Raw genomic sequence first — 16,912 nt, 5'->3', positions numbered from 1 at the left:
AAATACTGGTTTCATGGTTTTTGGGAGAAGACACCTGAGAAAACTAAACAATTATTACAAAGTGAAATATTATTTTCAATAAATAATCTTGATTGGTCACATGTAGAGGATATTACTAGTAAAGAACCTTCTGTATTTTTCGGCCTATGTTCGACTTACTGTATACCTCGAGAGGAATGGGAAAACAACAAGGATATTAAAGAACAGAAAGAAAAAATGGACATGATGTGGAAGAAATTAATAACTAACGAAATAATTAATAGCACTGAGAGCCTACTAGAGGATTTTCTATGTGATTTTATAGACCTAATTGAAGATGGTATGACATTTGTTGAAAGGCAACACAAAGTAGAATATGGTGTCATCGATATCTTAGCTGAAGATAAAAATGGAGTTAAATGTGTTATTGAATTAAAAATTGTTGATGATGATAAAGGAATTACATGGCAATCAGCTTATTATCCAACTTGTTTTGATGAAGAAGTTCGCATGATTACAATCGCCCCTAATTATTCAAGTAAAATATATCGTGCCTTGCAAAATGTAAAGAATGTTGAGATGAAAGTATTTGGTAAAGGTGAAGATGGGCTATTAGAAATCAAAGATTTTGAAGTAGAACTTACTAAAATAGAAGAAATCGAAAACGAAATAATTGAAGATGTAATTTAAAAAGCCGCCCAACAGGACGGCTTTAACTATTATTTAACTTTTATATAGTCGTAAAACCATTTCCCTTCAGGTCTTTCATCCATCCAAGTTGTGATTTTGTCTAAATCACCATTAGGTAATACTTCAGTTTGTAAGTATGCTATACCAGTTGATGGATCAGAAATAACTTGCCCTTTAGTTCCACGCTCATTCATAGCATTTACGACTTCCTGAACCAGTGAAATGCCAAACCCACCAGATTTTACATATTGATAGCCGCCATTAGCAACAGATTGTTCTGTTTGTTCCTCCCCTGTAAACCAAGATAACGATTTACTACCAATCAATTGGTTCAAATCACACTTACCGATACCAGGTACATTACCTGTCTCTGTATATTGCCAAATATCGCATGGATAAGCTGGCTTATTACCGCCATAACGAGGAATCCAAACAAAGTCAGCTTTTACATTTGCCATACCAAACGGAGCATAGATATGATGACCAACGTATAAACCAACTTTCTGAGCACCTAATCGGCGTAGTTCATCAATAAATGCTTGTGTGCCCACTCTCATATCATTCATTGTTTTTACTTCAACATCTGCAACCCAGACTGTCGCGCTCTTGTCTCCACGGTTCCAGAAGTCACGAGCTTCTATTCTTGCATCATTTTCAGAAACGAAACGACAGAATGCATAGTTACCAAAAGGAATACCATGTTGCTTCATGGCTTGTACATATCCTTTATACAATGGATCTACATAATTTGAACCATCTTGTACACGAGCGATGATGAAATCAATGTATTGCTTTGCTATAGGCCAGTTAATGTCACCATTCCATTTTGAAATATCAATAATTTGTCCCATTACTTAACATCTCCTTTTCTATCTTCTTGTTTTTGTTTACCGCCTAAAATCTCAACTGCATTTGTTAAAGCTTGCGGAAGCGGAATACCCATTCGTCCGGCATTTTCTAAAAGTGAAAGTAATTCGTTACCCATGAAGAAGAAAATAGTCGCTTCACGAATAGCACTATTGCTTCCAAGTGCTGTATCTAACTGAGTCGCCACTCCAACAAAAAGAAAAAGCACCACCTTTTTGGCGATGCCTTTGAAACCAACTTTACTTTTTAACTCTCCGTTATAACCTGCTGCAATCATGCCAGTTAAATAATCAATAACTGCCATCATTACTAAGATTTTCAATGTTGCATCCCATCCTCCCAAAAAATACCCACAAATGCCTCCAAATGTAGCTATAAATGCTTTCATTAATATATCAATACGATCCATCTTTCCATCTCCTTATTTATAATAAAAAAGAGAGACGCTTGTCCCTCTCTCAATAAGTACTTTTATTTTAGGATATTAAATCATCCCTTTTAGTATTAAACCCAAGACTGACATAGTAATTGCACTAATAATAATTCGTAAAATCCAAGTTGTATTCATGCTAATCTTTTCTAATTGCTTATTAATTGTAGCAATGTCTTTCTCATTAATTGTTGTGCGAGTTTCTAAACTACGAATATCTCGCATAATTTCTTTTTGTTCTGCTTTTAAACTGTCTATTTTTACATATACATCTTCCACTGTACTCACATCCTTTTAAAATCTTAATAAAGCAATCTCTACATGATATGAGACAACCTTATTTATGGTGAATGCATCGCAGAAATTCCAAAACAAAAGCCGTATTTTGTGCAAAATAAAAAACAGCTTACGGCTGCTCCTGCTCTGTTTGTGTGTTATTTTCATTAGTTGATGTTGGCGGTTCTTGTGGAGGATATTCACCTGTTAGTTTAAAATAATCATTTGCACAAATGCGCCTTTTAGCAACTCCTAAGTTCAATTCATATAATTTGGCTCCACAACCACATAACTCACATTTCGTTAAAACTCTAAAACCAATAGTCCCGTCAGCCATGTCCCTCCACACCTCAACTTTACTTGTGTCGTTGGCAATCCCTGCATTATCTAACATGTCAGCAGGTACTTGTATAAAAACTCCTGTTTCTGTTCGTTTTACATCTACTATTCTTCCCATATAAGGAAGCATTTCGCCTTCCTGAAAAGGCATCATATAGTTAATATCCATGTCCAATCCTTCCTCTCTATCCAAGTGCGTTAAATTTCCAACCACTTGGAGTACTCACATAAAAACCCGCTCCAGCATTACCGTCTGTAAAACGAATATGCCCCCATTGTTGGAATCCACCGCCACCTAAGTTAATTCCCTGCATTGCTCGTATATTCCTAAAGATTTTCACTTCTTTTTCAGTACTTATATCAAACGTTTGTCCGTCTGGTGCTGGAGATATATTATTATTCACACCACCTACAGCAAGTGAGTTAAACGGCTGAATACCTTCTGCTCTTTCTGCTGCAGCACGATCCCAATTATACATAGATGCATATTTGCCACTGTATAACGTTACACCACTTACACAAATCGCTGTCCCTTGTCTCATGTCAGCATTTCCAGAACAAACTTTAATAATCAATGCGTGTTCTTGTGGAATATAGTTTGTCGGGACTTTGAAAGTAAAAGAATACCTTCTGATTTCTCCGTAAAATGTAGACGGCTCAGGGAAGTCCATCTTTTGTTCACTCAATATGTCGTAACTAACGTTGTCTCGGAATTTAACGCAACACACGTGTATTCTCGGTTTTCCTGTCTTTCGCACGCCATTTATCATGGCAGTTCTAAAGTGTGCGGATGCTGTATATTCGTTACCAGGATGTATACCATTATTCACGATTGCTTCTGGATAGTTATACATATCTACCCTTGCAGCATTCACCATTTGCTCGTAGTCAAATATATGTGTATTCTTTTCTATTACGACATTTCCCCATGACTTCCAAGTAAGACCATATCCACCTTCAAATCCATAATAATCGTTATGTCCGATATTTTTCTTTATAACACTAGAAAAGTCTGGATCTGCTATTAGGTTTCGTCTTGATACCGCAGTTGTATTTGTGCCCCATTCATCTTGGAATAGGAAGTCTAGCATTTTAACAGTTACACCATCTTTATCAATGGTGATCTTATCACCATCAATTCTAATAAGATTTGTATCTATGCCTTTTGCTGTTAACCATTTGACCATTGTGTCAGCATTAATATCCAGCTTTGCAGCATTAATTGTAATTTTGCCAGGGGACATATTGATGGCAGTGACAATCCCGTCCTTTAAAATCTGCGCTATAATCCCCTCATCTAGCACTTCTAACTTAGATTCCGTTTTCTTTACATAGGCATTATAAGTCTCATTTATAAACGTTTCTTGTTTTCCAGAGATGATTGAAACGCCTTTTTCATTAGCACTAATACTTCTTTCTAATTCTGTAACTTTTTTATTGTAATCTTCAGTAGCTACTCTATTGGCTAGATCTTCTAGCATTTTATCAGCATCCGTTTGATCTTTCGGATGTAACCAAAATTCTGTAGCTATAGTACCACGCTGTAACATAGGTGCAGCACACCATAAACGCCCATTTCTCGTAACGTAATAACGCCATCTCACAAACGCTGCATTAGCTGGCGCTTTATCTGTACATATAGCACGAACCCACGTATTATTTACAACTTTGACATTCGTTCTAGCTGTTTTAACACAAGTTTTTTTGTCAGCCGTCCACCATTCAATTTCAATAAATGCACCACCACTATCAATAGGTGTTTCCCCATCAGTATTGAAATAACCTGATGCAACAAAGGCTTCATTAACCTGACACTCAATGAATTGACTTGTAAGTCCCCACCAACGATCTTGAGTATGGCCAGTACCGGTAATTGAAAATGAGTTCATACCTTTGTATTTTAAGTTAGTATCAACAGAACCAGCAGCCCCATTACCACTATTCCAAAACCAATATTTCTGCCCTAACTTAAAATCAGCATCACGCAACTCGTTTACAGTACCTAAACCACCTACATAATCCTCAACATCTTTCTTTTTCATTGCCAATTTCAACTCTTCAGAATGTTGACCTATTGTTGTAGTAGCCTCATTAAGCATTTTCCCTTGCTGAGTTTGTATTTCTTGTACTTTACCGACGCTTTGTGAAATACTATCCGCGTTTTTCTCTACTGCTGTTACACGTTTATCAAATCCCGTTTGATTTTGTTCAACCTTAGTTATATTTTCTTTTATACTATCCACACTTTTTTCAATATCGGTTGTTTTCTTCGTAAATTCATCGGTAGTTACCTGCTCTTCAGGCGGCGGCGTCCAATCCTGCGGCTTATTCCCTTTATACAAGGCAACCCATTCCACAATAGATTTCGTAGTACTACTCGGATAGTTATATAAGCTTAACTTTCGTTCATTTCCACTTGTAGCCGCAACAGCTTTGAAGGTTACATAAGTGATTCCATTAGCGTAAACACTTGTTGCATATCCAACATTACTAGCCCCGCCATTCTGCCAAATTCCAAATTTCTGACCTTGCGGGACACTCCCTTTAATTACAAAGGTATATTCCTCGCCTGTAGAGAAATTTTCAGTAGAATTGTATTGATTGATTAAATAATCGGTCTTCTCATATTTAACATTTGATTTTAATAAAAGATTACGACCTCCAGCTTTATCGTTATTAGCTTTCTTTTCTACGCTCTCCAACTTCTCACTAATCTGGCCAGCTTTTTCTGTAATTTCAGTTGTGGTTTTCTTTAGTTCACTTGTTGTTTGTTGCACATCAGAAATAGCCCTTTTTGTACCTTCCACATTTGATTCGACAGTATTTAATTTATTACTAATTTCAGTATCCTTTTTCGTTAATGATTCAATAGAAGTTTTAAATCCATTAGAATCCTGTTCAAACTTAGTTACTTTCTTATCAATTTCACCTTGTTTATTTTCAATATTAGAAATTGTACGGTTGACACCTTGTAAACTTTCCTTTACTTCGTTGAATTGTCCCGTTGCCTGATTTTGTGTCTCTTGAACCTTTTGATTTAATTCTGTTTTTGTTGATTCAATATCTTTATTAACCTGCTCAAGTGTTTCTTTCTTAACGGATTCAACATCTGATACAACCGATTCCCAAGCTGCGCCTGTCCATATTTTTAAAATACCAGGCTTCCCATTGCTAATATCACGCCAAAGTGTTTTATAAGGTTTCAGTCCTGTTGTCGGTGGATTCTTAGCTTCAATGATGTCTACCGTGTTATTTTTAAGATTCTCTTGCACTTTTTCAGCCAATGTTTTCGCTGCTTCGGATTCTTTCTTAGCATTACTAGCTGTTTCATTTGCATCTTCCACTAATTTATCTAACTGATCTATCAGCTCTTGTTTATTGCCTAATGATCCTAAGATTCGATTGTAAATTTTCCGTAGTTCTTCGTTTGGATCAGTAATTTCGCGATAATCTCCAAACACATATTTATCTTGTGTAGGGTCCGTAAAAGATTCATCACCAGCAATTACACGTGCTTCAAGGTATAACTTAGGTGTGAATCCTGTATCTTTGATTCGGATCGTATCGCCCTCATTAATTAGTTCATGTGCTAGTCCGAAAATACGTCCAATCGATTGTGCTTCTACTTCATAAGAAACGGAAGAATTGACACGTTTTTTTAATTCTATTTCCATTAAAGTCATTAAACGTTTTGGAGTCATGTCTAATTCTTCTGTTTCTGGTGTATAAAAACCAAATTTATGTTTACCACGTTCATTCCAGCGTTGAAAGGCATCACTATCTGTAATATAAAGAAGCCCGTTATTAATACTCTCAATCGTGATAAGTTTATCACCTTCGCCCCGTACAAATCCGACTAAGGCGGTACAAATATCCCTGGAATGTTCAATGCGTCTAATGCCTACTAAGTCTTTTCCCAAGGTTACTTCCTTCCCTGTTTCTCTCCCTCGTTTCTTTATCATATCGATGTACCATCCAGTAATTTGAGAACCGGATACTTCAACGCGATATTGGATTTCTAACTCAAACAAAGCCGCGATTTTCTTTAAAAAAGTGAGGGGATCGATGAATTCATCAATCGTCATCGTGTGGAATGAAGAATAATCCGTTATTCCACGTTGCCATTTTGAATCGGCAAGAGCGATATCAATAAACGTATTAACTGTTTCGCTCTCTATACGTTGAGGTTTAATAATCCCATCTTTGGCTATTTGAACCCAGGCACCAGAAGCATGTACAGTGAGCGATCTATCATCAGAGTCTTTTTCTACTTCATTATTGATAACATATGGAACAATGCGACCATCACGCACTTCCTTTAAAACTAAGTTCTGCTGCTGTAATGTAACTGCATGTGGAGTGCCGTCAAAAGTTTTGAATTCTAACATATCAATGTTATTTTTTATCTCCCAATGACGGTTATCAGCCAAGTAGTCCTTTGGTTGAATAGCTGATATAATCTGATCTGTTTTGAAATCAACAACATGAAGTATTCCACTTGATGTTCTCATCTAAATCGCTCCCTATATTTGACCCTTGCTGTTCCGATATCAGAAGGCATGATTTCAAGTTTATTAGTGCCTCTATTGATAACAGGGAAATTACTGAAAATGTCCTTAATGTTAATCGCATTCTTTCCTTCAATTGTTACATGACTGTTTTCTGTGTCGATCACGACTTTATCACCAACATCTACTATATAAGGCGGTGTATTTTTCGTATTTAAATTCACTTTCCAAAACTTCAAATCACTAACTGACATCGCTTCTACTGGTGGAACGTCTTGAAACTGCATGATGCTAATCTGAATTTGTGCTGCTTTTTCCATATGATAGTTTTTTTCATCCGTCCAACGTGCAAATCGTTCTGAATCATCTTTTTCTGTACCTGGAAGGAATTTTGAAATATACGCTTCCCATACATTTCCTGTCCTAGCTATCCACAATCGACCAAAATACTGATTCCATGTATTCGGATAATCGCCACTCTCATAAATTAAACCTGTTTTCCCTGGCTTATTGTCATATCCAATTACCATTGTCCCGAAATTTTGTTCAGCTTGCCAAAACAGATCGTTCATAGCAATTTTTGAAAGTACCTTGCTATTTTCATCCAATATCGCTATCTCAACTCGTCCCATTTCATTGATTTTTTTACTCTTACATGTAACGTAGGCTTGCATAATAAAGTCTTGTACTGGACCGCCAGGGATACTCTTTTTAACAGCTGCGCCGTGCCAACCTTTAACCGCAGTACCAAAATCAGAACAATAGAATTGGTATTTATCTGACTTCATTTCACCAATTGGATTGCCATCTTCCATTGAACTGACTTTACTCCACCCTACAGTGGTAGCCATTTCATCCCATATAATCCTTTGATTTCTTTCTACAGGTGTTTCCACAGTTTTTAACGGCATACCGATACGAAAATAATCTCGATCACTTAAGGATACCCCGCCAAACCATACATCTAAAAAAGTGTTTGGCTTTGTAATATCAATTTCAATGATAGGGTTAGAATGAACAGTTCCTTTATTTTGGACATTAGCAACTAACCCATTAGCGTCTTTTTTAAAGTCAATCGTTTGCTCTTTTCCTAACTTATATGGCATTGGACAAATGAAAGTTAAAGTACCTTCACCTAGATCAACTAACTGGTCTAAATCTAAAGTTTCATCTACGACAGCTAAAAACGTACGATCTTTTTCATCATCAAAAATAAGCTCGCACGGTTGATCCGTAACGAGCCAATCTGCTATTTCTTCTTTTAGTTTTTCAACTTCTTCAGCTGAATCATATAATAGTGCAATAGGAACTAAAATCTTTCTCATTTTAGTTTGTGTGCGTAGTAATCTACCTCCTGGATAATGCGAGACTTCAAGAAATGTACGTTCCAAAGGAGACCATGCAGGGCGTTTTTTCCCCTGCAATGGAATTACATTTGGATTTCTTTTCCCGTTAAAACTAAAGAAACTAATTCCGGTCATATCATCACCTACCTAAAATACTTTACGTCTTTCTTTTTCTTGTTCTTGAAACTCATTAACATCTGTGTATATTTCCCTTGCTATTTCTCTTCCGTTTAAATTAACTTGCAAAATAGTTGGACCTTGTGACGCATATTGTTGCGCCCCTACTTGTTGTGCTAATGGTAGCGACCCCATTATTCCATTAGCAATTGCATCAAAGGTTTGTTTGCGTAAAGGAAGAACTGTTTCGTCATACCCCCTCGCATCGCCACAATTGTTATGTTAAGGCTCTTTATCCTTAACTCCTAAGCTTTCGCTATGTTTATTTAAATCCAATAACGGTTGTAAGTGTCAAATTTTCTATCAAGGTAAATCTGAGAATTATCATACATGTAATTTATAAAACTTTTATCTTTTTTACTGAAAGTGACTAAATAGTTTTTACCACTTTTATCTGTCTTTATATTAGGAGTTAAACTAAACTGTTCTCTCGTAAAAGATATTAAATCTTCAACTAAACGTTTGCTACCAGTTGCTAAAACGAATTGTCTTTCCCCAATGTATCCATCTCCATCAAATAACCCTCTAAAGAAATGACGATACATTTCAGATTTTTTAAACATAGGTAAAAAAACAGTTCGAGTCTTATTTTTTACAACTCCATATTTTTCTAATTGGTCACATAGTTTAGTAGAAGTTAGATAAATTCTTTTTTGTTCTCCATTCTTTTTATCTTTTATATTAGAAAGAAGTCTAGTGGATTTTTTTATTTTCTCTAATATATCGATATCAATAGTTTTCACTGTGATATCCACATATTTTCCTTTACCTGTTTTACCACTAGTGCCAATACAACCATCAGCTACTATAAATCCTAAAATATATGCCTTCTCTTCTGTATCAATATCGTTAAAAAATGTTTCGTCACAACTGCTTTGATACTTTCTTTTTTCTCGTTTTAGTTTTATCCCATGTATTTTTTCCCAATTGTTAATAGTCTTTTTTGAAACACCAAATGTTTCTGCGACAATATTAACAGTTTTACCTTGATTTACTTGTTCACAAAACCATTTCTTGTCTTTATATAACATAAAATTCACCACCAAGTTATTTATATTATCATATCATATGTAACCGACACTCGATGGAAATTTTTTAGGTATCAGACTATATCATCACCCTCGACTTTACGTTAGGGTGTTGGGCGCTCGTGGATATTTTGGCATATAAAAAGACCATCGTTTGATCGCCTTAATTACTTAGCTTACTTTATCTAGTCGTTGCACCTTCCTGACGTTTCCGTACAGGCTTGGCTCATGATTGCCATATTTATGATTTGTATACATAAACTTAGGTTTCCATGAATTCACCCAATATTTTATGCTGCCGATTTCTCGACAACCGGGCTAGATTTAACCCCAATTAATGTTGGGTTACCAGGCTTAATTAAAGCTCCGTTTGCAGCCCACTTAATACTGAAAGATGGTAAACCTTCACTTGCCCAATTAACAGGGTTTAGTGATCCATTTACACTAATCTTTGGAACAGGAATATGAATACCTCTAAACATATTAGCAATTCCATTTCGTATTTTATCAATCCAACCCATAATCCCACTCCAAGCTTCTTTAATAGGATTAATCAATTTATCTTTAATTTTCATAGCAGCTTCACCTATATCGATTGCCATACGAACTACAGAAGCGATCGGTTCCTTGATAAATGTTTTGAAATATCCAACTACAGTAGACCACATGCTACTAATCGTAGAACCAAAAGAAGATGCGAGCCCTTTGACTGCACCGAAAATTTGTTTGACAAACGAAAATTGGATAAGCCCCCAAATTAGCTGAATCGTACCATTGAATATCTGTTTTATTCCTTCCCACATCCCAGAAAAATCACCAGTTAAAACAGATGCAAAAAATTTAATAATCCCCATAATGAGATTTACGGCTCCCTGGATAATGTCCTTAATGGCACCCCAAGTAGATTGCACAATAGACATCACCACTGGCATCACAAAAGAAATTATTGATTGGATAATTGAAAAAGCGTTTTGTACCGCTTGAACTATCTGTGTTCCGTTTTCTTTCCAAAATGCTGCAATCTTTTCTATAATCCCGTTCACAAATGACATCACATCTGTTAATAAAGGCATTAAGTAAGGAGCTATTGTATTGAATACACCTTTAATAAAATCCCAAGTAGCCCCGATTATTCCCATAATTACAGGAGCAGCAGCTGAGATTAGAGATTGTACATTTTCTATAAAACTACTTAATTGGGCATGTACATCCTGAACGAACATAATAATGTCAGCCTTTTTCTCAGGCGAAAAACCTAACTTATCTAAGAAATTACTAGCAGCTCCCCAATCGCCAGATACGAGGGCTTTCATAGTTTCTACACCATACTGCACTGCCGCTGTAGTTTCTTGTATAAACTGAATTGAATTAGCAGAGAAACCAAGTTTAGTAAGAATGTCATATCCCTCAACCATGGCATTTCTATCACCAGAAGCCGCGAGCCAAAAATCTTGAATTGCTTTGGTTATTAACTGGATATTACCTATATAATTGTTTAAATCTACAAACCTTTTAATTGTACCGTCAACCCACCGGACCACCTGAGTTAATCCAAGGACAATAGCAGCTAATGCAGGAGCGATAAGTGTAAAAATCGTTATAGCTAAACCTTCTAGCGCAGATGTGAATTCAATCCACTTTCCTTTTAGATTGTCATTCATAGTTTTAGCCATTTTCGCAGCTGCACCATCAGCTTTTTCTAATGCTTTTGTATTTTTCTCTAATTTCTCGCTACCTTCTTGCATTAAAGCTGCCCAGTTTTTATATGCTTCTGCACCAAATAACGTTGTTAATGTAGCTGATTTTTGTTGGTTTGTCATACTACCTGTTTTATCTTCTAATTCTTTTATAATCGTTGGTAAAGGTTTAATTTTACCTTGCTGATCAAAGAAAGATAAATTCAACTCATCCATAACTTTTCGCATTTCTTTTGTCGGTTTAGCTAAACGCCCTAAAGATGTAGCGAAAGCTTGTCCTGCAACTGATCCTTGCAAACCACTATTTGCCATCGCCATAATTGCCGCTGATGTTTCTTCCATACTGAAACCGACAGTATGGGCAGTTCCAGCAGCGTATTTCATCGCTTCGCCCATTTGTGTTACATTTGTATTTGAGTTAGAAGCAGCCAACGCTAATACATCTGCTGTATGGGTCGCTTTATCAGCTGACAATCCAAAACCACTCATGATATTAGACGCTATATCTGCTGCTGTACCTAAATCAAGTGCACCTGCCGCGGCTAAATCTAACATGCCAGGCATTGCTTTCATAATATCGCCAGTTTTAAAACCAGCTTGCGCAAGGTACATCATCCCTTCCCCAGCTTGTGTAGCGGAGAATTGAGTTGTTGCACCTAATTCTTTAGCTTGAGCTTCCAATTGCTTCATTTCACTTCCGGAAGCACCGGAAACAGCTGCTACTTTTGACATGATTTGTTCAAAGTTAGCACCTGCGGAAACAATACCAACAAGTGCGGCTCCTGCCCCTAATGCCATACCTGCCATACCACCAATAGCTATAGCGGAAGTCCCGACAGCTGCCCCCATTGAACCAGCCATTCTACCGACGCTACTAAAACCTCTATTTAAAATCCCTGTAGTTCGTTGACCGTGCTGTTCTGCTCGGTTCAATCCACCTCGTAATTCATCATCACGCAAGAATATTGAACCAAACATACGAAATAGTTCCATTTATTCACCCGCCTTTCCGCGGATTTTTGCAACTCGAGCAAACACTCCTTCTTTTGTAAGTTTCTGCTTCGGTGTTTGTTCGATTGAATCGTTGTATTGTTTTACCTGTTCTTGCGTTGGATTTTCGCGCTTATGTTTAAATTGAGGAAATGTTTCATCGCAGTACGGTTGTAGGGCACACCATTCCTCCCATAACATGCGGTCCATCTGTTTCTTCTTTGCGGTGAGATACAAGTTAATAACTATCTCTGCATCCAAACTCCTTATATACTCCATATTTGGATAGCGAGAAGCTAACGTATCGATGAAGTCTATTTCATCAAGTTCACCGCATTGGAAAAAAGCTTAACCAGCCCAACTTCTGAATCTTTAATTGCAATAAATAATCGAACCAACTCTTCTAGATTTAAAGTTCGAATCGTTTCCCAACCTGGTGATGTTTTTTTGCCACCTTCATCTTCATGAACTAAAAGTCCGGCTACAAACTCAAAAAATTCCTGTTCTGCTTCTTCTAATCCGAAGATAAACTTCATGATAATGTCATACCCGAAAGTCTCTTGTGCAGCTAATACATCAGCTTGAGTTGCTCCTTCTTTATTTCGTACGCCCATCATTAAATCTTTAAGTAAATTAATATCAACCTTGAATTTCGATTTCTTCAAAATACGAACTACAGAAAATAAATCTCCACCATTAATTTGTCTCACTTTATATTCTTTTTCTTGAATTGCAATAGTCATATTTATTCCTCCTTAAAATAAAAAGAGCAGGGATTATCCCTACTCTTTAACCTGCTGGTATTAATTTAGCTGCTTCTGTTGCTGTTAAAATACGTTTTTTCCATGGTACTTTTCGAATGTTTTCTGGATCACGATGTCCTGTGAATGTCACTTCTGGAACAACTTCACTTTCGTTTTCAAATCCTAGCTCTAATGAACCGTCAGATAATGCGTTATATACGATAATTTCAACGATATCTCCACCTAAAGTTTCGCCAACCCATGCTACGTTTTTAAGATAGCTATCTTTTGTTAGACGTTCTGTAGCTTCGATCACGTCGTACTTAATTGTTTTCCCGTCTTTTGTAACAGTCTCTTCTGATACTTTTAAACCAGCAATAAAGTTTTTGATTTTTTCTTTATCCAAAAATTCAAGTGTCTTAAAACTGATTTGAGTTTTTGATTTAGTGATACGCTTCATCCCCATAGTGTCACCAGGAGAACCATCATACTCAATTTCTTTAAACTCTGGTTCGTATTTAAATGAGCCACCGCCTTGTGTAGCACCTACAGGTAGTTCGTCTTTTTCTCCATAATTAAAGAAGAATGCACCCCAATCTCCGAATAGGACATTCTCTGGTTTTGGTTGTGGAGCTGCCATATAATCAACCCTTTCTATTGTTTAAAATAAGTTCTTAAAATGAACCGCACTTCTTTACGTCTGATATTCGGGTCTGGATCAGGTACTTTCTGACTCGAAAGATAAGAAATAGCAGCACCAAATTCAGCACTGCTTAACCTTTTTCTATGAAGATTGTTTTCTAGCTTCATAATCAGTTCATCTATTTTACTAAGATGAGCGGAAGTGCCGTAAATATCAATTGTAAGCATGATATTCTTTCGTCCCCATGGTTCTTTGTCATCATTTACCGTGAATACCAGATAAGGCATTTCAGCCGTTGTTTTAGCGATTTCATAATACGTTTCTTTATGAATCTGTTTTAATTCACTGTGTAATATATTTATAAAGTCATTCATGCTATCTACCTCATTAACGACGAATAGGTTCGCGTGCCAACTTGTGTAATTTGCGGTTTATTGCTCTCTGCTGCTGGTCTAAGAAAAGGCTGTGCATGTTGCCCTTGAGTTTTAACCATCTTCCCTGTTTTAGGGTCACGGTACATCCAAGGAGTTTTTCTCCCGTCACCATCAACCGCATAGATTCCTGTTCCTTTCTCAACATAAATTCCATGATCAGCAGAAGTACCGATAACAACTTTTTCTTGCTCTGCTTTAGAACTAATGCTTCTTCTTAGATTGCCAGTGTCTACAGCAGCAAGTAATTTAGCTTTAGAAGATACAAATTGACCAATAGCAGTATGAGCTGCTTTCTTTGCAGCCAAATGTCTCGCCATAACAGCGGCTCTATTGGATTGGAATTTCACGCTCATATGGCAACATCTCCAATTCTATTTGAAAGAATCTACCCGCATTCATTGGATCGCCCGGATAAGTAACGCTGTATACCTTCTTGTCGATAACTAATCTATCTTGAATTGTTACATCGAATGGTAGGCAATAAAAGAAATGTGTGCTTTTCTCTTCTACTTTCTTGTTACGGGCATCCTTTGTTCCTTGAATAGCATCTAATACACCTTTTACATTGTTAATTTCGTTCCACTCTTCTGTTGGATATGGACCATCGTCAGAACTAGCATTACGAAGTACTGAAGCATCTTTTCCGAATTTACGAATCATTGATTGAATCATAAGACACGTAACCTCACTTTCAGTCCTTTTGTAATACTTTCTGGGTAATCTCCCACATCATCATAAGTAACAGAATAGTTACCTAACGATTCACTTTTCTTTCCTTCTCTCTCCTGCTCCATATACTGATGAACCACCATTTTAGCGATAATACCTGGATAAGCAGGAGGGAATTCAGGAATAGTTCTATTGGTGTACTCAGCAACCATTAACATTGTATCTTCAATGCTTATTAATAAATTTTCATCACTTATATTAGGTACTTGCAGTTTTACACGTTTTAAAATTTCTGCTTTCATATCTTCCATCTAATCACCTACTTACGTAAAAGAAAAAAATGGAGAAGGCTTATTAAGCCCCTCCACCTGGTTTTTCCGGAGTAATTGATGTAACTGTAGCTGTAAGTACCGCTATTGACTCTTGACGAAGGATATCTCCACCATAAACCATAAGACCACGAATACCATCTGCAAAGGAATTTTGCAGACGTTGTGCCTCTGTTTCAGTTAACTGTGTCCCGTATCCAATGGCAGACTTATGAAGACCTAAAATTTTATACTTACCACCAGTACCGTGAATTTCTTCTGATACAACGATTTGTGATCCATTAATAATCTGTCCTTCAACAATACCATTTTCTAAAACAACAGGTTGCTTAGTAAAGCGATCATCTTTAGATAATAAACCTAAAACCTGAGAATTGATGATTGTGAATCGTTCAGTTTTAGGAACCTTTTTAATATTTAAAATCGTATTTAAGTCTACAATGTAATCATATGCATTTTTAGGTGATAACTCAATTGGACTAGAGTCACTCCCAATTGTATGAGTTTTATGAGCGCCTTTATAAAGCCCTAATACGAATGTATCAACGGTTTCCTGAAGTACCGCTCCTGCCTCTTGTGTATGTGGGTCGATTAAATCTCCAGCAGCCTGAACTGCATCTACATCATCAACTTTGAAAGCAAAATACTTTTGTTGATCCATATTAATTTCTACTTTAGAAGGGTTGGTATCATCCCATTCGATTGTACCATTATAATCTTTTACATTTACTGCGCCTACACGATTAAAGATAATCTTATTACCTTCGATTTTCGTTGGCGTTGTTGTAATTAAATCTGCAATAGAACGCTTGTGAAAGTTCGCCATCAAGCGCGCTTCCCAAATTGTTGGAATAAAAGTTGATACTGACATATATTAATTCCTCCTTATTGTTTTTCCATAACAAAAGAGATTACTAAACTAGCAATCTCTTTTGTTCGTTTTATATTTTTTTGAATGTATCATTCAAATCACTTAACTTCCCTAGTGCTACTTACCCCAATTGCGCATATCCTTCTGAATTTGTGCCCAGTTCGCATTAATTTCAGCTTGACTCATTGAATTGACTTGTTCTCTCGTAAATCCCCCTCCAGTTCCGCCACTAACATGGATTTCTCGGCCAGCAGCTTTAAACTTTTCAGCCACTTTTACTTCTAATGCAGTAGAGAATAAATCATTAAACTTTGACACCCTAACTTTTGTATCTTCTACATCTGAACCAATAACAAAATCTACAAATTTAAGATCCAATCCAACCGCTGATAAACCATCTGATGCAACACTCTGCATTTCTTTCTGATGAAGTACTCTTTCTCGCTCTTCTAGTTGTTCCTGAAGTTGCTTCATCTCATATTCAGCTTTCTCTTGTGCAGTCATAGAAGCGGTTTTATAGTTCTCTAATTCCTTTTTTGTTGCATTCAGTTCTTTCGAATATTTAGAGCGCACTCTATCTTCCGCTGATTGTACCATCTTCTCAATAAATGTTTTTGTTGCATCATCTAATTTCGGTTCTTTTTGTTCACCAACTGGCGGTTCTTTTTGATCTTCAACTAGTGAATCTTTTATATCATCCGCAGGTGATGTTTGTTCATTCTGTAGTGTCTCATCTGCAGGTATTGCAGGATCAGAAAAGAATTGCAGATTTGATAAACGAAACCGTAACTTTGTTAGTTCTCTTTCTTTTAAAAACTGTACTTCCGCTTGCTTTTGTAATTGTTTCATTATTATTCCTCCTCTGAGTTCCTATAATTGCGCCCTATTAAGTTCGT

General features: G+C 36.6%; 18 protein-coding genes and 1 pseudogene. 1 reads left to right on the top strand and 18 read right to left on the bottom strand.

What is annotated here, in order from left to right:
- Positions 1 to 222: 222 nt before the first annotated feature.
- Entirely contained in the window at positions 223 to 669 is a 447-nt protein-coding gene (locus QO049_RS03615; RefSeq protein ID WP_284489163.1) for an endonuclease NucS domain-containing protein, read from the top strand.
- A gap of 29 nt (positions 670 to 698) precedes the next feature.
- Here the strand turns inward: QO049_RS03615 and QO049_RS03610 are convergent, their stop codons facing one another.
- The 18 genes and pseudogenes from QO049_RS03610 to QO049_RS03525 form a co-directional block, all read right to left on the bottom strand.
- Positions 699 to 1,520, bottom strand: coding sequence for a GH25 family lysozyme (locus QO049_RS03610; RefSeq protein WP_284489162.1), 822 nt, complete (start codon positions 1,518 to 1,520; stop codon positions 699 to 701).
- Entirely contained in the window at positions 1,520 to 1,945 is a 426-nt protein-coding gene (locus tag QO049_RS03605) for a phage holin family protein (protein WP_284489161.1), read from the bottom strand. Before QO049_RS03605 ends, QO049_RS03610 begins: the two co-directional genes overlap by 1 nt.
- Before the next feature lie 75 nt (positions 1,946 to 2,020).
- On the bottom strand, positions 2,021 to 2,245 hold the full coding sequence (locus QO049_RS03600) for a hemolysin XhlA family protein (RefSeq protein ID WP_000390484.1): 225 nt from the start codon (positions 2,243 to 2,245) through the stop codon (positions 2,021 to 2,023).
- A gap of 127 nt (positions 2,246 to 2,372) precedes the next feature.
- Positions 2,373 to 2,750, bottom strand: a complete 378-nt coding sequence (locus QO049_RS03595) for a hypothetical protein (protein ID WP_000354139.1) — start codon at positions 2,748 to 2,750, stop codon at positions 2,373 to 2,375.
- A gap of 16 nt (positions 2,751 to 2,766) precedes the next feature.
- Positions 2,767 to 7,092, bottom strand: coding sequence for a phage tail spike protein (locus QO049_RS03590; RefSeq protein WP_284489160.1), 4,326 nt, complete (start codon positions 7,090 to 7,092; stop codon positions 2,767 to 2,769).
- The gene (locus QO049_RS03585; RefSeq protein WP_284489159.1) at positions 7,089 to 8,570 is read right to left on the bottom strand and encodes a distal tail protein Dit; all 1,482 of its coding nucleotides are present in this window, start codon (positions 8,568 to 8,570) and stop codon (positions 7,089 to 7,091) included. The genes QO049_RS03590 and QO049_RS03585 overlap by 4 nt, the downstream gene beginning before the upstream one ends.
- A gap of 12 nt (positions 8,571 to 8,582) precedes the next feature.
- Positions 8,583 to 8,822, bottom strand: a pseudogene (locus tag QO049_RS03580) (hypothetical protein); the annotation flags it as partial.
- A 56-nt stretch (positions 8,823 to 8,878) separates the two neighbouring features.
- The gene (locus QO049_RS03575) at positions 8,879 to 9,643 is read right to left on the bottom strand and encodes an LAGLIDADG family homing endonuclease (RefSeq protein ID WP_284489157.1); all 765 of its coding nucleotides are present in this window, start codon (positions 9,641 to 9,643) and stop codon (positions 8,879 to 8,881) included.
- Positions 9,644 to 9,930: 287 nt separating this feature from the next.
- A complete protein-coding gene (locus QO049_RS03570) occupies positions 9,931 to 12,330 on the bottom strand; it encodes a phage tail tape measure protein (RefSeq protein ID WP_284489156.1) in 2,400 nt (799 codons plus the stop codon).
- Positions 12,331 to 12,537 carry a hypothetical protein gene (locus QO049_RS03565; RefSeq protein ID WP_284489155.1) on the bottom strand — a complete coding sequence of 69 codons (207 nt, stop codon included), beginning with the start codon at positions 12,535 to 12,537 and terminating at the stop codon, positions 12,331 to 12,333. It lies immediately after the preceding gene.
- Positions 12,538 to 12,641: 104 nt separating this feature from the next.
- Positions 12,642 to 13,070, bottom strand: a complete 429-nt coding sequence (locus QO049_RS03560) for a hypothetical protein (protein ID WP_087995056.1) — start codon at positions 13,068 to 13,070, stop codon at positions 12,642 to 12,644.
- Positions 13,071 to 13,116: 46 nt separating this feature from the next.
- Positions 13,117 to 13,710 (bottom strand): hypothetical protein, encoded by a 594-nt coding sequence (locus tag QO049_RS03555; RefSeq protein WP_000729988.1) that lies wholly within the window; start codon positions 13,708 to 13,710, stop codon positions 13,117 to 13,119.
- 14 nt (positions 13,711 to 13,724) lie between these two features.
- The gene (locus QO049_RS03550) at positions 13,725 to 14,087 is read right to left on the bottom strand and encodes a hypothetical protein (protein WP_029441608.1); all 363 of its coding nucleotides are present in this window, start codon (positions 14,085 to 14,087) and stop codon (positions 13,725 to 13,727) included.
- Between the two features lie 5 nt (positions 14,088 to 14,092).
- Positions 14,093 to 14,500, bottom strand: a complete 408-nt coding sequence (locus QO049_RS03545; RefSeq protein WP_016513765.1) for an HK97-gp10 family putative phage morphogenesis protein — start codon at positions 14,498 to 14,500, stop codon at positions 14,093 to 14,095.
- Positions 14,475 to 14,819, bottom strand: coding sequence for a head-tail adaptor protein (locus QO049_RS03540; protein ID WP_284489154.1), 345 nt, complete (start codon positions 14,817 to 14,819; stop codon positions 14,475 to 14,477). The genes QO049_RS03545 and QO049_RS03540 overlap by 26 nt, the downstream gene beginning before the upstream one ends.
- Positions 14,816 to 15,127: a head-tail connector protein gene (locus QO049_RS03535; protein ID WP_284489153.1), complete on the bottom strand. Its 312-nt coding sequence runs from the start codon at positions 15,125 to 15,127 to the stop codon at positions 14,816 to 14,818. The genes QO049_RS03540 and QO049_RS03535 overlap by 4 nt, the downstream gene beginning before the upstream one ends.
- Positions 15,128 to 15,170: 43 nt before the next feature.
- The gene (locus tag QO049_RS03530) at positions 15,171 to 16,016 is read right to left on the bottom strand and encodes a phage major capsid protein (RefSeq protein WP_000116908.1); all 846 of its coding nucleotides are present in this window, start codon (positions 16,014 to 16,016) and stop codon (positions 15,171 to 15,173) included.
- A 117-nt stretch (positions 16,017 to 16,133) separates the two neighbouring features.
- Entirely contained in the window at positions 16,134 to 16,865 is a 732-nt protein-coding gene (locus tag QO049_RS03525; RefSeq protein ID WP_284489152.1) for a DUF4355 domain-containing protein, read from the bottom strand.
- Positions 16,866 to 16,912: the final 47 nt, after the last annotated feature.

This window comes from Bacillus sp. RB3 (genome assembly GCF_030164735.1).
In the GTDB taxonomy this organism is placed as follows: Bacteria; Bacillota; Bacilli; order Bacillales; family Bacillaceae_G; genus Bacillus_A; species Bacillus_A cereus.
This window is presented reverse-complemented; position numbering and strand designations above follow the sequence as displayed.

Excerpts from the sequence above, each read along its gene's own strand:
- QO049_RS03550 (WP_029441608.1), bottom strand. The coding sequence starts at position 14,087 with ATGAATGACTTTATAAATATATTACACAGTGAATTAAAACAGATTCAT.
- QO049_RS03560 (WP_087995056.1), bottom strand. The coding sequence starts at position 13,070 with ATGACTATTGCAATTCAAGAAAAAGAATATAAAGTGAGACAAATTAAT.
- QO049_RS03525 (WP_284489152.1), bottom strand. The coding sequence starts at position 16,865 with ATGAAACAATTACAAAAGCAAGCGGAAGTACAGTTTTTAAAAGAAAGA.
- QO049_RS03595 (WP_000354139.1), bottom strand. The coding sequence starts at position 2,750 with ATGGATATTAACTATATGATGCCTTTTCAGGAAGGCGAAATGCTTCCT.
- QO049_RS03535 (WP_284489153.1), bottom strand. The coding sequence starts at position 15,127 with ATGGAAGATATGAAAGCAGAAATTTTAAAACGTGTAAAACTGCAAGTA.
- QO049_RS03540 (WP_284489154.1), bottom strand. The coding sequence starts at position 14,819 with ATGATTCAATCAATGATTCGTAAATTCGGAAAAGATGCTTCAGTACTT.
- QO049_RS03530 (WP_000116908.1), bottom strand. The coding sequence starts at position 16,016 with ATGTCAGTATCAACTTTTATTCCAACAATTTGGGAAGCGCGCTTGATG.
- QO049_RS03585 (WP_284489159.1), bottom strand. The coding sequence starts at position 8,570 with ATGACCGGAATTAGTTTCTTTAGTTTTAACGGGAAAAGAAATCCAAAT.
- QO049_RS03615 (WP_284489163.1), top strand. The coding sequence starts at position 223 with ATGATGTGGAAGAAATTAATAACTAACGAAATAATTAATAGCACTGAG.
- QO049_RS03555 (WP_000729988.1), bottom strand. The coding sequence starts at position 13,710 with ATGGCAGCTCCACAACCAAAACCAGAGAATGTCCTATTCGGAGATTGG.
- QO049_RS03545 (WP_016513765.1), bottom strand. The coding sequence starts at position 14,500 with ATGAGCGTGAAATTCCAATCCAATAGAGCCGCTGTTATGGCGAGACAT.
- QO049_RS03565 (WP_284489155.1), bottom strand. The coding sequence starts at position 12,537 with ATGGACCGCATGTTATGGGAGGAATGGTGTGCCCTACAACCGTACTGC.
- QO049_RS03610 (WP_284489162.1), bottom strand. The coding sequence starts at position 1,520 with ATGGGACAAATTATTGATATTTCAAAATGGAATGGTGACATTAACTGG.
- QO049_RS03590 (WP_284489160.1), bottom strand. The coding sequence starts at position 7,092 with ATGAGAACATCAAGTGGAATACTTCATGTTGTTGATTTCAAAACAGAT.
- QO049_RS03570 (WP_284489156.1), bottom strand. The coding sequence starts at position 12,330 with ATGGAACTATTTCGTATGTTTGGTTCAATATTCTTGCGTGATGATGAA.
- QO049_RS03605 (WP_284489161.1), bottom strand. The coding sequence starts at position 1,945 with ATGGATCGTATTGATATATTAATGAAAGCATTTATAGCTACATTTGGA.
- QO049_RS03575 (WP_284489157.1), bottom strand. The coding sequence starts at position 9,643 with ATGTTATATAAAGACAAGAAATGGTTTTGTGAACAAGTAAATCAAGGT.